Annotated in this window: 12 protein-coding genes; 7 read left to right on the top strand and 5 right to left on the bottom strand. The window is 43.4% G+C overall.

What is annotated here, in order from left to right; translation table 11 throughout:
* Positions 1-110 precede the first annotated feature (110 nt).
* A complete protein-coding gene (locus tag VB775_RS09880; protein WP_281005926.1) occupies positions 111-314 on the top strand; it encodes a type II toxin-antitoxin system YafQ family toxin in 204 nt (67 codons plus the stop codon).
* Between the two features lie 52 nt (positions 315-366).
* Here the strand turns inward: VB775_RS09880 and rpsB are convergent, their stop codons facing one another.
* A complete protein-coding gene (gene rpsB / locus VB775_RS09875; RefSeq protein ID WP_094533816.1) occupies positions 367-1,146 on the bottom strand; it encodes a 30S ribosomal protein S2 in 780 nt (259 codons plus the stop codon).
* 502 nt (positions 1,147-1,648) lie between these two features.
* Here rpsB and VB775_RS09870 point away from each other — a divergent pair.
* A complete protein-coding gene (locus VB775_RS09870) occupies positions 1,649-2,239 on the top strand; it encodes a Uma2 family endonuclease (protein ID WP_281005927.1) in 591 nt (196 codons plus the stop codon).
* A 16-nt stretch (positions 2,240-2,255) separates the two neighbouring features.
* Here VB775_RS09870 and pcrA read toward each other — a convergent pair whose 3' ends face one another.
* Positions 2,256-4,631: a DNA helicase PcrA gene (pcrA, locus tag VB775_RS09865; RefSeq protein WP_281005928.1), complete on the bottom strand. Its 2,376-nt coding sequence runs from the start codon at positions 4,629-4,631 to the stop codon at positions 2,256-2,258.
* A 137-nt stretch (positions 4,632-4,768) separates the two neighbouring features.
* Between pcrA and VB775_RS09860 the strand changes: the two genes are divergently transcribed.
* The 5 genes from VB775_RS09860 to VB775_RS09840 all read left to right on the top strand — a co-directional run bounded on the left by VB775_RS09860 (position 4,769) and on the right by VB775_RS09840 (position 9,532).
* Complete coding sequence (locus VB775_RS09860; protein ID WP_323216751.1) at positions 4,769-6,220, top strand: serine/threonine-protein kinase; 1,452 nt, start codon at positions 4,769-4,771, stop codon at positions 6,218-6,220.
* A gap of 262 nt (positions 6,221-6,482) precedes the next feature.
* On the top strand, positions 6,483-7,058 hold the full coding sequence (locus tag VB775_RS09855) for a Uma2 family endonuclease (protein ID WP_281005930.1): 576 nt from the start codon (positions 6,483-6,485) through the stop codon (positions 7,056-7,058).
* A gap of 148 nt (positions 7,059-7,206) precedes the next feature.
* The gene (locus VB775_RS09850; protein WP_281005931.1) at positions 7,207-7,602 is read left to right on the top strand and encodes a hypothetical protein; all 396 of its coding nucleotides are present in this window, start codon (positions 7,207-7,209) and stop codon (positions 7,600-7,602) included.
* Positions 7,602-7,862, top strand: a complete 261-nt coding sequence (locus VB775_RS09845) for a hypothetical protein (protein ID WP_281005932.1) — start codon at positions 7,602-7,604, stop codon at positions 7,860-7,862. Before VB775_RS09850 ends, VB775_RS09845 begins: the two co-directional genes overlap by 1 nt.
* Before the next feature lie 32 nt (positions 7,863-7,894).
* The gene (locus VB775_RS09840) at positions 7,895-9,532 is read left to right on the top strand and encodes a GUN4 domain-containing protein (RefSeq protein ID WP_281005933.1); all 1,638 of its coding nucleotides are present in this window, start codon (positions 7,895-7,897) and stop codon (positions 9,530-9,532) included.
* 570 nt (positions 9,533-10,102) lie between these two features.
* On the opposite strand, the gene thrS is transcribed toward VB775_RS09840, so the two are convergent.
* From thrS to VB775_RS09825, 3 genes are all read right to left on the bottom strand, one after another.
* Positions 10,103-11,938, bottom strand: coding sequence for a threonine--tRNA ligase (gene thrS / locus VB775_RS09835; protein WP_281005934.1), 1,836 nt, complete (start codon positions 11,936-11,938; stop codon positions 10,103-10,105).
* Positions 11,939-12,088: 150 nt separating this feature from the next.
* Entirely contained in the window at positions 12,089-12,877 is a 789-nt protein-coding gene (locus VB775_RS09830) for a hypothetical protein (RefSeq protein WP_281005935.1), read from the bottom strand.
* Entirely contained in the window at positions 12,874-14,028 is a 1,155-nt protein-coding gene (locus VB775_RS09825; RefSeq protein WP_281005936.1) for an AAA family ATPase, read from the bottom strand. The genes VB775_RS09830 and VB775_RS09825 overlap by 4 nt, the downstream gene beginning before the upstream one ends.
* Positions 14,029-14,173 lie beyond the last annotated feature (145 nt).

The raw sequence follows: 14,173 nt of genomic DNA, 5'->3' as shown, positions 1-14,173 counted from the left end.
TATAAACTAGCCCTTGGGCGTGCTTAACGATGCTTTCCATGATCGTTATTTAATTTACTACTACGCCCTTTTTTTCACATTTTTGCTCTTTCTGCAACCCCTTTTCTTGAATGGTGCAAGATCTCAGAGAAGTTTTAGAAAAGCTTAAAACTTCTCCATTTGATCCATCACTAAAAACACATAAGTTAAAAGGCGATCTTAGCGAATTTTATGCCTGTAGTCTGACCTATGAATACCGCATTATTTGTGTTTTTCTAGTCCAAAATGAGACGATAGTTTTAGTTGATATTGGTAGTCACGATGAAGTTTATTAATGCCAATAAAAAAGGGGGCGCGAAGCGCCCCCTTTTTTATTGTTGAGAAGCTTTAAGCAACTTCTTCTTCATCGCCTGTGATGATCGCTTCATCTTCGACATAAGCTTCAGCATCTTCGGCAGAAACTTCATACTCGATATCTTCGATATCGCCATGACGACCTTCGTAGATTGCATCAGCAAGCTTGCCAACGATCAACTTGATCGAGCGAATTGCGTCATCGTTTGCGGGAATCCCAATGTCAACGCTATCGGGATCGCAGTTGGTATCAAGCAAAGACACAATGGGAATCTTCAACTTTTGGCATTCTTGGACAGCATTGTACTCACGCTTGTGGTCAACCACGATTACGATATCGGGTGGCTTACGCATGAGCTTAATGCCGCCAAGGTACTTACGTAGCTTTTCCATTTCGCGGCGAAGGGTGGATGCTTCCTTCTTAGGAAGGCGATCGAGTGCGCCGCTTTCGTCGCGACGTTCGAGATCCTTAAGGCGATCAACACGGGTTTTGATGGTTGTCCAGTTGGTGAGCATTCCACCCAACCAGCGTTGGTTGATGTAGTAGCTACCGCAACGGGCTGCTTCTTGAGCAATCAGACCAGCAGCTTGACGCTTGGTTCCAACGAACAATACTTTTTTGCCTTGCTCGGAAGCTTGACGCAAATAAGCATAGGCTTCTTCAAGATATTGTGCGGTTTGCACAAGGTCAATAATATGAACGCCATTACGCTCGGTGAAGATGTAAGGCTCCATCTTGGGGTTCCAACGACGGGTTTGATGTCCGAAGTGAACGCCCGACTCTAGCAATTGGGCTAGGGTTACGACTCCCATTTAAGTTTTCTCCTGTGTTCGGGTTTATCCTTGCGCCTGAGATGGAATTTAGGAGTTAACAAGTAACTCTAAACACCCGAAACCTCAAGCGTGTGTTTTTTAACAGCTTGTCTAGGATAACTCATATGTGCCTCAATAGCAAAAGGCGATCGCCTTTTGCTATGTGCAAAATTAAAACGAGCGATCTCGTTCCCCTCTCCTGTGGGCTACCGTGTACACACAAGTCTCTCTGTCTACGTTTGAGGGTTTAGCCCCCCCAGCCCCCCTTAAAAAGGGGGAAGAAGAAAATTCTCCCCCCTTTTTAAGGGGGGCTGGGGGGGATCATTAGTAACCCATGCTATATCTGATGACTTGTGTGTACACCATAGCTCCTATGGGAGAGCGCCTAGGGGTGAGGGCTTAGCGCTTTGGTGTGTCAAGTATATTAACGTCCTAATTTTGGGGATATGGAGATGTGGATACGATCGCTTAAAATATAGAAAATCTGTTATTCCTAAAAAATATGATTGCAGTTAGAGACAACTTCCCTCAATTCACTCCGCAGGAATACTTTGCTTGGGAAGAAAAGCAACTACACAAGCACGAATATATAGAAGGTGAAGTCTATGCCATGAGTGGTGGCAGTAGAAACCATAGCTTAATTGCGGTTCGGTTCACTACTTTGTTTTCCAATCATCTAGAAGGTAGTGCTTGTGAAGTAGGCAATTCAGACTTGCGGATTAAAATAGCTAAATCCGAAAAATACACTTATCCTGATGTCAGTGTCACCTGCGACGATCGCGACAAAACTACCACTCAATACATTACCTATCCATCTCTAATCGTTGAAGTTTTATCACCTAGTACCGAATCCTACGATCGCGGTGGAAAGTTCAGACTATATCGCAACAATCCTGTATTAATAGATTATTTATTAGTTAGTTCCACCAGTATAGAAATAGACCTTTATCACAAAAAAGATAATGGGGAATGGATAATCAGCAACTATCAGGAAGGTGACACAATCGAGTTAAAGAGCATCAATCTCACCTTCGCGATCGCCCAAATTTATAAAGGACTCAATCTCACACCAGAAAATATAGATGTAGTGTAAGCCGCCTAAGCTACATCTATATTTTCTGAATTGGGGCAATTTTAGGATCGATGATTTTTTTGCCTTGACCTGCGAAAGCAACTGCTAGATACATCTTGTCGCCAGTGCCTAATAAATTCGAGACTTGACCTTCGCCAAACTTATCATGCACCACGCGATCGCCCACTTGCCAATCAATACGAGGTTTCGGTTTGACAGCATTTACCTTTACAGGGGGCGCAGATCTGAGAGAACCTTTAACGCTGGTGGCTTCAGCACGTTGACTTGCCTTGCTGATAAATTTATCGATACCATGTCCTGTCAAGTATTCCTTCGGTAATTCGGCTAGGAATTGGGAAGGAATTGCATATTCGCGGTTGCCATAGAGACGGCGGGCTTGGGCATGGCTGAGGAATAGTTTCTCTTGGGCGCGAGTAATGCCCACATACATGAGGCGACGTTCTTCTTCAAGAGCCATCGGATCATTAATGGAACGGAAGCTAGGGAACAAGCCTTGCTCTAAACCAACAAGGAAGACCGCAGGAAATTCTAAACCTTTAGCTGCATGGAGCGTCATCAGGGTGACTTTCTCAGCGTTCTCGCTACTATCATCAAGACTAGATGCTAGAGCTGCATTGGCTAAGAACGCATCAAGGGAAGCATCTTCATTCTCTTCCGCAAATTGCACTGCCGCGTTATACAGTTCTTGCAAGTTGGCAATGCGATCGTTGGCTTCATCATTGCTCTGGGCTTTCAGTTCATCGACATAGCCCGATTCTTGAAGAATTCCTTGAATGATATCCGCCGCAGGTGTAACCGCAACTTTCGCTTGCCATTTTTGCATCAGTTCCACAAAGGAAAGAACGCCTCTAGCCGATCGCCCTGCTAAAGTTTTAACCGTAGTTTCATCGCTGATGATTTCCCAGATCGGGACGCTGAGTTCTTGAGCAGCTTGTTGGAGCTTGTCGAGGGTTGCCTTGCCGATGCTGCGTTTGGGGACATTGATAATTCGCATCAAACCAAGGGTATCAGCAGGGTTAGAAAGTAGCCGCAAATAGGAGAGAACATCTTTGATTTCTTTGCGATCGTAAAATCGTAAACCACCCACGACTTTGTAAGGAATATTCCAGCGCACCAGCATTTCTTCAAAGGGGCGAGATTGAGCGTTGGTGCGATAGAGAATGGCAAAATGACCAAGATTAGCGCTAGGAGTCTTAGCCTTAACGCGACGAATCTGTTCAATTACAAACTGCGCCTCATCAACTTCATCATCGGCACGGAATAACTCGATCAAGTCCCCATCAGGGCGAGTTGCCTTCAGGACTTTATCAATACGCTGCGAGTTATGGTCGATCAGTTGGTTGGCGATTTCGAGAATATTGGCGACGGAGCGATAGTTTTCCTCTAGCTTGATCATTGTGCCTGTATGGGCATCGGGCAAGCGATCGCCAAAAGCTTCTTGAAACTCCATCAAGATGGTGAAGTCGGCGGAACGGAAGCTATAAATCGATTGATCCGCGTCACCAACCACAAAAATAGAGCGGTTTTCCCAAGCTGGTTTATTGTCATTAGTAGCAAGCAATCGAATCAAATCATATTGGGTGCGATTGGTATCTTGATATTCATCAACGAGAATATGTTTAAAGCGATCGTGCCAATATTTGAGAACTTCAGGATTTTGTTGGAATAAACGCACTGGCAAAAAGATTAAATCATCAAAATCGAGGGCGTTATTGGTAGCTAGCTGATTTTGATAGAGGTTATAGACTTGTGCGATCGCCCGTTTCCGAAAAGATGAATCATCACTTTGAGCCTCATACTCCTCTGGAGTCCAGCCTTTGTTTTTGGCATTGCCGATCGCAAAGCGCACCGACTTAGGCTCAAACTTCTTTTCATCTAAATTTAGTTGATTAATGACAATATCTTTGACTAAGGACTGTGCATCAGAATCATCGAAAATTGAGAAATTTTTTGCCCAACTTCTACCATTTTGATCTTTATACTTATCAATATCAAGGCGCAAAATCCGACAGCACATACTATGGAAAGTCCCCATCCATAGCCCATCTTGAGCAAAGCTATTGATATATTGCTTGTAAACTTTCTTACGGAGCTTATCCTGTTCCCAATCACTAATTTCGCTTAAAGCCTTACCTAATTCTCTTTGGGCGACTTCTTGGGTTAACAAAGATTGAATTCGCTCATTCATTTCCTTGCCAGCTTTATTCGTAAAAGTCACTGCAAGGATTTGCTCAGGCGCAACACCGTGATTGAGCATTAAGTTGGCGATGCGGTAGGTCAATGTGCGTGTTTTCCCTGAGCCTGCGCCTGCGACCACCAGCATTGGACCATGCAGATGGCTTGCTGCTTTTTGTTGAGCAGGGTTGAGATGATGCAAAAAATTGGAACTCATGGGTACAGGAGGGAGAAACTTAGGTAGACTCTAATACAGTATGCCAAAAATGTTTACTTGTGATCTTTTGAGACGCTTGGCGCTTAGCGCCGCGCATCTCAAAAGATCCGTCAATCTCTAAACTTAATGATTAGCCAGTGGATATTTACTGCACACGCCCCCATTGTACAAAGCCTTTAAATTCGTTTGCTGACCTTGATAGTGGCAATACACTTAAAACGATCACGCAAAAATTCTGTACGGCTTGCGGAATGCCCTTACTGCTTGGTGGACGCTATATCGTCGAACGTCCGATCGCTCAAGGTGGTTTTGGTGCAACGTTTTTGGCACGGGATCGCTATACACCTGCGATGAAACGCTGCGTGGTAAAGCTGTTGCAACCCGTGGGGTTGACCAGTTCGCAGATGGTGATCGCCAAGCAAATGTTTGAGCGCGAGGCTACGGTTTTAGAAGATTTGGGGACACATCCGCAAATTCCTGATTTGCTTGCCTACTTTGAGGTGCAGTCAGGACAGGATGAATTTTTTTATTTAGTACAAGAGTTTGTCGATGGCTTTACCCTAGAGCAAATTGTTGAGCAGCATGGGGCGATCGCAGAGGCAGATGTCTTAGAAATTATGCAAAGTCTGTTACCTGTCTTGACATTTATTCATGAAAAAGGCTCGATCCACCGTGATATCAAACCTGCGAATATCATGGTACGCAAGCTTGATCAAACTTATTTTTTGTTGGATTTTGGTGCAGTTAAGCAAGTGGCTGGAGCCGCCCAAGGTCAAAAGTCCACAGGCATCTTTACCCCCGGCTATGGCGCACCTGAGCAAATGCGCGGCGATACAGTGTTTCCTGCGACGGATCTCTATGCCTTTGCGGTGACTTGTCTCTTTTTGCTGACGGGCAAAGAGCCAGAGGAATTATTTGATGTGAGCTACAACAAATGGCAATGGGATCGCTTTGTGAAGCTCAGTCCCAGCTTGAATAGTGTTTTACATAAAATGTTAGAGACGGCTCCTAGCGATCGCTTTAACTCGGCGGCAAGTGTAATCCAAGCCCTCAGTTCTAAAATAGCGGCGACAGCACCAACACCAGTAAAGCCCACCCACCAAACGAGTATCCAAGTTCCTGTGCCGATCGCTTCGCCCAATGCGATTAATGCGCCATCAGTCCCCAAAGTTCTGTCTAAATCTCCAAAACCGCAAAAGACACCTTGGTTACTATCTGCGCCGATTCCTACGCAATTTATTGCCGCTTTTTTGTTGGGTGTTGAGGCGATGTTGCTATGGCAAGTAAGTACGACCGTTGGCATTACGGCGATCGGCTCTCCTGCGAATTTAGTTGTTTTTGCAGCCTTCTTACTGGGTGTTGTTCTGCTGAGGATTAGTTCTGTTCTGGATAATAAAGATCTATTTGTATTCGTAAACTTAATCAGTTTCGCCGCAGTTTGGGCAGGACAAGTCTTTGCAAAAACTATTTTTCAGAACTTACCACAATGGGTAGATATTATTCAATATTGTGGAGTTGCTGGTTTTAGTGCGATCGCTCTGATGGCTGCCTTTCGCCTCATCTTCCAATTACTTTATTCGTTACTTTAATCACTGATGTTACATGGAACTCAGAGGCTGAATCTCTTGCTGCTAGGACGACAGGGCAACCACGGGGGGATTGCCCCTACCCCAATAATTTAGATTTTGTAGGGGCTGCACCACAGAGCAAGCCCTAGACTTAGATGATCGCAGGCATTCTATCCACGTAAGATCAGTCAATCACTCCATCCTTCGCTAGGATGGGTAGTTCGCTGCACATCCTGTTGTTCATGATAAAATTGGATAAAGGCTCAAGATTTGCTAAGTAATTATGAACGCTTTAACTATCAGCCTAGATTCTATAATCGATCTCACCGATGAGCAGTTCTTTCAACTTTGCCGCAAAAATAGCGACCTCAGATTCGAGCGGAATGCTCAAGGAGATATTACAGTCATGGCTCCCGCAGGTAGTGAAACAAGCGCCCGCAACTCTGATTTAAACGCTGATCTCGTATTTTGGAATCGACGTACAAAGCTAGGTATTGTCTTTGACTCTTCAGGTGGATTTAAACTTCCTAAGGGTAGTGATCGCTCTCCTGATGCTTCATGGATATTAAAAGAACGTTGGGAATCTTTAACAGCCGAACAACAGTCAAAATTTGCTCCAATTTGTCCAGATTTTGTAATTGAGTTGATGTCTCCTAGTGATAACTTAAAGGTTACGCAAGCGAAGATGCAGGAATATCAAGACAATGGCGCAAGGCTAGGCTGGCTGATTAATCGCAAAGATCGAGAAGTGGAAGTTTATCGCATTGGGAAGCCTAAAGAAGTTTTACAAAATCCGAGTTCTCTTTCTGGGGAAGATGTCTTACCTGAGTTTGTTTTGAGCCTTGCTGAAATTTGGTAATGCCAAACCCAGAGATTTTTGGAAAGTGTTGCGAAGCAACACTTTCCAAAAATCTCTGGGTTTGGTTTTGAGCGCTTTGCGCTGAAGTACTTATCAAATGTGAGAAAATAATGCATAATTGCTAGAAATATGCAGTCTAGAGGCAAAAATGCAGGAACAAGATTGGGGTGATGAGGAACTGTGGATCGTAACCGCTAGCGATCGCCAAGAAGTACAGCCAACTGGTCAAAAAAGTCCAACTCGCGATTTCAATCCTTATAACAATCCTTCTAAGGCGACGGTATCGGGTGAAGAAGTACAAGCTAGTCGGGTTAAGGCTGAGACTTTGGCAGTACAAATGTCTCAGTTTGTCAGGATTATTGGTCGAGTTTTTGCGACGGCTCAACAACAAATCGATCCGCTAGCGGGGTTGCAACTGGATGAGATTAAGCTTGCTGTGGAGATTTCGGGTAAGGGTGAAATTAAGCTCTTGGGTACTGGTATCGAAACCTCTGGCAAAGGGGCGATCGAGTTAAAATTTAAAAGGATTGATCCTTCTAAATAATGGGCAAGAAAAATCATGAAAAATCTATTAATCCAGTGGCGATCGCCAATCCGACTCTTAATACTTTGATTGCTGAGTTAGGGGTTGAATGTCAGAGGGTGATCATGTTAGTGCATCAACTGCAATTACCGAATATTAGCGATCGCCAAAAGGTTGATGTATTGGCAGAGTTAAATGCTTCTATAATTCATTTGCAGTCTCATTGTGATGATGATCTACAGGAGCTTATTGCGGATGAGTTGGAAAGTATTATTCCTTGAATCACATTTTTAGAAAGAGTTTGTAGTCAGCTATGGCGAGAAATTGCGCGGTAATTGTCGGAATCAATGATTATGATGAGATTTCGCCTCTGAAGTATGCCAAAAGCGATGCTGAGAGGATGCGTGATTTTTTCAAGCAGGATTTGGGCGTTAGTCAGGATGATCTGTACTTTTTTACCGATGATTCGCCGCGCAATGCTCAGGGACGTAAGACGCAGCCGACCTATGGCACGCTTAAGTCTTTTTTAGGCGATCGCTTTGCCAACTCCTTTCTATCGGCAGGGGATACGCTGTGGTTTTACTTTAGCGGTCATGGGATGCCCTGTGAGGGACGCGATTATCTGTTGCCTAGTGATGGCAATCCTCGAACTATGCCTGCTTTGGGGATTGCGATTAGTGATGTGACGGAACGCTTGCGGCGGAGTGGGGCGGATAATGTGGTGATGTTGATCGATGCTTGTCGCAGTGATGGCGCGAAGAATGCGGGTATGGGTATCGGTGAGGAGAAGCAGCAGGGTGTAATTACGTTCTTTTCTTGCAGTCCGTCGCAGGTTTCCTATGAGATTGATGAGATTGGGCAGGGGGCGTTTACAAATGTGTTGTTGGAGGCATTGCGGATTCAGGGTGAAGGGAATTGTGCGACGGTGGAGCGTTTTGCTAATTATTTGAAGGCGCGTGTGCCTCAGTTGACAAAAAGGTACAAAAATTATGTGCAGTCTCCTTATGTCAAAATTGAGCCTGAAACGAAGTTGCATTATATTCTGTTGCCGAAATTTGCCAATCTCACGGATATTACTTTGCTTAAATCGGATGCGGCAATCGCTGAAGCAGAGGAAAGTTTTGATCTGGCTTTTCAATTGTGGATGCGCGTAAATGTAGCTTCTGGAGGGACTGATCTGCAAGCAATTAATGCTTTTGAACGTTTAGCCAATAAGCGATCTTCAGCAAGTCCACAACCAAAAGCAACAGTTAGTGTAGAGGATAGTAAACAACAAACTGCGCCATCAGCGTATCCGCCTTCTGTTTCTACCAAATTTAAGAGAGAGTATATTGACAAGAAAACACTACCGCCAGTCGTGGAAGTCAAGAGGAATTCTGTAGGATTGTTTAGTGCAAAGGGAATTGACTATCGCGGACTCGAAAAGCTACTCAAAGACAAAGAATGGTTTAAAGCGGATGAATTGACGAGAAATCTTATGTTGGAAGTGGCAATTAGAAGAGATAGAGAATGGCTGGGATTAGCAATAGACCTAGCTTCTAAGGTACTTGACATAGGAACTCAGAAATGGCTGGAGAAGACTTCAATTCAAAATTTCCCTTGTGAAGATTTGATGACGATTGACCAGTTATGGGTGTATTATAGTGGTGGAAAGTATGGCTTTAGCGTTCAAAAGAAGCTCTGGATAAAGTGTGGCGGTAAAATCGGTCAATACGACTGGGAAGCCTTCAAAAAATTTGCAGCAGAAATAGGCTGGTATAATCCACAAAAAAACAACTGGAATGACATTGAGAATATTCAAAACACTCTTCCATCACGCTTTCCATTAAATATTTGGAGATTTAATAGTTCTGTAAACATGGATGGAATGGGTAGAATGAAATGTGTTTTACTTTTCTCTGTCTTGGAGACTTGTGAACTTCAACTGATAAAGATTACATCCCAATATTAAGCTTTTGTTATAATCCCCTTTCTACGACATAATCAGCCTTCCAGCGTTATTTGTTACCTATCATCACCGATCCTCTTGTAGGGGCAGAGCATTCCCACCACAATCTATAAATTCTGTAATCATCTCAAATTGGGAATGCTCTGCCCTTAACCTCCAACACTCACCGACAATCCACAAATCGCAGGGATAAGCGATCGATAAAAGCAAAGAGGGTAGAGCATTTGCGAATGAAGATTGTAGTGGAAAGTTGCGAGATACTGGCGCAAATGCTCTACCCCTACAAATATTTTCCTTGTTCCTTGAATAAAATTGCTTTTTGCTAAAATATTGGTGTGTACACGTTAGCTTGTAAAGGGGGAGAATCTGAGTTTCCCCCCTTGTAAAGGGGGGATTAAGGGGGGTAAAAGCAGAAATTTACGCTAAATAAGAGACTTCTCAAACACGCTCTAAAGAGAAGGAAGAATTAAATTCTTCCCTCTCTTTGTAAAGAGAATTGAAGAGAGATCTCTTCGAGATTTAGACATTAGCAAATAACTCTTAAATTAAATGACTTCTAAGATTATTTCTCCACTAAAACCAAGAGCGATCGCTAATTGCCGCTTGCATCTTACTAATCACTTCATCAACCGAGATTGCACCCAGTTCACCATGCTTGCGGCTACGGATACTCAAGGTTCCTGCTTCAACCTCTTTAGGTCCAATTACCGCCATCACAGGGACTTTCTCCATCTCAGCCTTGCGGATTTGCTTAGCCATGCGATCGCCACTATGGTCTAGCTGCACGCGCAAACCTGCTGCTTTCATCTTAGTGACGACTTCCTCGGCATATGCAATTTGACCGTCAGATACAGCGATTAACCGAGCCTGAACAGGTGCAAGCCAGAGGGGAAAGTCACCAGCATAGCTCTCAATCAACACACCGATAAAACGCTCGACCGAACCAAATAAAGCACGGTGAATCATGATTGGTTGATGTCTTGCGCCATCTTCGCCGACATATTCCATTTGGAAGCGATCGGGCAAATTGAAATCTAGCTGAATCGTCGAACATTGCCAACGACGACCGATCGCATCTTCGATCTTGATATCAATTTTTGGTCCATAAAATGCGCCACCGCCCTCATCGACAACATAGTTCCAGCCCTTATGATTGAGAGCTTGTTTGAGCGCCTCAGTGGACTTTTCCCAGATGGCATCGGAACCAACATATTTTTCGGGACGAGTAGAAAGATTGATTTCGTAATTTTCAAAACCAAAGGTGGAGAGAATTAACTCCGCAAGATTGAGAACACCGATAATTTCCGTCTCAATTTGTTCTTCGGTACAGAAAATATGAGCGTCGTCTTGCGTAAAGCCGCGCACCCGCATTAAGCCATGCATGGTTCCAGAGCGCTCATAACGATAGACTGTGCCAAGCTCAGCATAGCGAATTGGGAACTCCTTGTAAGAATGCAGCGTATCTTTGTAAATCAACACATGGAAAGGACAGTTCATCGGCTTAAGCTGATAAACCTGATGCTCCACTTCCATCGGCTGAAACATACTTTCGCGATAGAAGTCATTATGTCCTGAAACTTTCCACAGGTCTAAATTTGCCATGTGAGGCGTAGTTACCGATTCATAGCCATTTTGAACGTGGGTATCTTTCCAGAAAGTCTCGATGGTGTTGCGGATAATCGCGCCCTTCGGATGCCAGAACACCAAACCACCACCAGCATCTTCTTGGATGCTGAATAGTTGCAAATCTTTACCAATGGTGCGGTGATCGCGACGTTTGGCTTCTTCGAGCATGGCATGATATGCCTGAAGTTGTTCAGGGTTTTCCCATGCCGTACCGTAAATACGTTGCAGCATCGGATTTTTTTCATCGCCGCGCCAGTAGGCTCCTGCAATACTTTCTAAAGCAAAGGCTTCGGGATGAATATCGCCAGTAGCATCGAGGTGAGGTCCCGCACACAAGTCCCACCAAGGCTGTTTTTCTAGCTTTTCAGGATCGCCAATAAAATAGCGGCTGATATTCTGCCCTTCGGGGATGGCGGCTAATAGCTCTATTTTGTAAGGCTCGTTAAGCTTTTCGATTTCCGCAAGCATCTCAGGACGAGGCAACTCCTGACGCACAAGGGGCTGATTCCACTTGATGATCCGCTTCATTTCCTTGGCGATCGCTTTTAAATCACTAGGAGTAAAATGCTCTTTGCGATCGAAGTCGTAATAAAAGCCATTTTCAGTTGCAGGGCCGATAGTCACCTTAGCATCGGGGTATAACTTTTGGACTGCCATCGCCATCACATGGGAGCATGTGTGGCGAATCCGCGCTAATTTTTCGGTATCGGCTTGCCGCAGGATATCGCTAGGTTTAATATCACTAGGTTTGCTTTCGCTGGGCTTTACTGCAACTGCATCCATAACTTGATGTCGTGACCTTTATTGATTTACAAGAGCTACAAAAAATTTACTTAGAGTCTAACATCTTAGCTTTTTTATTGCATTAAGGTAGGTTGTTGGAATTAAATGTAGGATGCGTTACGCTATCGCTAACCCATCCTAATTAAAGGCTTAAATTAAATCTGATTCCTGAAATTTCGCCTTAATTGCACAACGAGCTACCGCCGCAAATTCTGCACTATCCCAAATAGCTTTTTCTAGAATGTCCTCGGCTTCCTTTGCCAATTCTTGAAATTCTTGGTCATTCGGTCTTTGCTTAGCTAACAATAAAACTTGATTTAATCCCCTTAATGCTTGCAGCTTTTCGAGTCTTGCTTCTGGTAGCGCCCGATTGTTTAGTTTTAGTAAATCAATTGTAATTTGCCCTCTCTGATTGCCTTCAATCGCATAAGCAATCACGCCTCTGAAACCGATAAAATCTTCAGGATTTTCTTTGCCAAAATCAATAAATAAGGGTTGCTCCTGCTCAATTTTCTGTTTGTGGTTAGTAGCTCTCTCAAGTGGATTTTGTAATGGAAATAAGTTTTGTTTATGTCTTTGGTTGCAACCAGTACAAGCAAGATAGAGGTTTTCCCATTCATAAGCCAGCCAGTAGTAAGCTGGATATTTTAGAGATTCGCCAGTTGCTTGTTTATAGGCTTGTTTCGGGCGAAAATGTTCGACATCGCCATCAGTCCCAATGAGGCGTTCGCAAAAACAGCATTTTTGATGTTGTGCGTCCATTAGTGCTTGCTTGACAGTTTTATGGGCATAGATATTCCTATCAAACTCAAACTTTTTTGCCCCTGTTTCGTAGGCTGAGGGATCACGAGAATATGAGATGCAATGCGATCGCCGTTTTTGTTTACCATCTGTAGCGAGTTTTTCTGGTGGTGTTTTGGGTTTGTGAATCCGAATCACTCAGTTACCTCCGCGCCAGATTTTTCTAATAACTTAGCAGCACGACGAATAATGTCCATCGCTTTGATGTCGTCTGGATTTTCGGCAGTTGGCAAAGCGCCAATTTTTTCTTCCAATTCCTTCAATTTTGCTTTATCCGCTTTAGAAATTTTTGGTTTCGAGAGGATCTCTTGTCTTTCAGCTAGCAATTTTTCAATTTGAGGCGGTCTTGCTGATGGAATTTCAAAAACACTGGTCAGGACTTGATCGACTCGCCAGTTATCAATAATTTCTGGATTATTATCAATCACTACGCGATCGCCTTCTCGTCGTAATAAGACAATATTGGCATCCTGTGCGGCTTGCACTACTAGCGGACTATGAGCAGTAACAATAAATTGCGTATTTGGGAAGCGATTGGTCAGAAATTGCATAATATCCCTTTGCCATTTTGGATGCATATGCAAATCAATTTCATCGACTAAAACAATTGCTGGTTCAGCAAGTGGATCTTCGCTATCAGGATAACGCTTAAATAATTTAATCGCCAAGTCCACCATCCAAGCAATTGTGGCGCGATACCCTAATCCTAAGCTTAATAAACGCACCCATCCATAAGGTGTTAAAAATTCTGCTGTTGGATATAAGCGGTCTTCATCTACTGGAGTAATACGAATATCTTTTATATCAGGCAAAATCTGTTTTAAGATTTCAACAATGCGATCAAATTTCTTTTTTAAAAAAATGCGTGTTTTCCCAGATGCAGATTTAACAGCATGATCGGTTTGCAATAACCATTCTTCTGCATTCATTAAGGCAGCATTATCGTAAAACAAAGTGATGGAATGATCTGTGGAATATTCATCACTCCAAGAAGTATTAGCCATTATTCTCGTTGCTCCATACCCATAGCATATTGCGCCACTTAAAAAATCAACTGATAACTGTAAGGAAGCTTCTTCAACAGTTTTCTCCGTAGTATGAATTATTTCCATTACCTTTGTAGCTTCTACGGGGAAACCGATGCGTGGAGTATAAGACTGCATATCTACTTCAATATGAATTGTCTTTATTTCAGGATGGTTTCTTATGTCTCCTTCTAAAGCTTTTAATGATGTTAGATTGGCATTACAAACGAATTTAGTATTCACTTGAGCCATCATTTTCTGCATTACTTTTAGCTCTTCCTTCCGCCAATTCAAGGATGAAATGCAACACCTAGAGATCTTTGCGTAAAGGGACTCATAAGGATATTCTGATATTAATCACAATAATTAGGATACCCTCATGAGCTTTGTCCATCTTACCACCACAGAA

Origin of the sequence: Pseudanabaena sp. CCNP1317 (assembly GCF_034931345.1) — a bacterium.
In the GTDB taxonomy this organism is placed as follows: Bacteria; Cyanobacteriota; Cyanobacteriia; order Pseudanabaenales; family Pseudanabaenaceae; genus Pseudanabaena; species Pseudanabaena galeata.
The sequence above is the reverse complement of the archived record's forward strand: the minus strand, read 5'-3'. Positions and strand labels throughout refer to the sequence as shown.